The organism is Vibrio sp. 10N.222.49.C9 (assembly GCF_041474985.1).
GTDB lineage: Bacteria > Pseudomonadota > Gammaproteobacteria > Enterobacterales > Vibrionaceae > Vibrio > Vibrio crassostreae_C.
In genome coordinates this window covers 1-329 of record NZ_JBFRVD010001226.1, presented here as the reverse complement: position 1 = coordinate 329, position 329 = coordinate 1, and the positions used below count along the sequence as shown (strand labels likewise).

The window sequence follows — 329 nt, the reverse complement described above, 5'->3', positions numbered from 1 at the left end:
CTTCAGCAAACAGGCTTACCCTTTACCTTGTTTGACGAGGTTGCGCCTGATCCAGGCTTTGATGAGGTGAGAAACGGAGTACGTCTGTTTATCGATAACCGATGTGACGGAATCATAGCGGTAGGCGGTGGTTCGCCGATGGACTGCGCTAAAGCCATTTCGGCGAGTGCCAAAACAAACAAGGATGTGAGTAAGTTGTTCGGCCTTATGAGGGTGCACAGACCCGTTTACCCTGTCATTGCCGTACCGACGACTTCTGGAACAGGATCAGAAGGCACGGTGGCTGCGGTAATTAGTGATCACCAAGCTCGAAAGAAACGGGCGATTAC

The 329-nt window shown here is 51.4% G+C and carries 1 protein-coding gene; it reads left to right on the top strand.

The annotated features are described in order from the left end of the window. Window positions 1-27 precede the first annotated feature (27 nt). A partial coding sequence (locus tag AB4585_RS27680) for an iron-containing alcohol dehydrogenase (protein ID WP_372171956.1) occupies window positions 28-329 on the top strand: 302 nt, incomplete at its 3' end.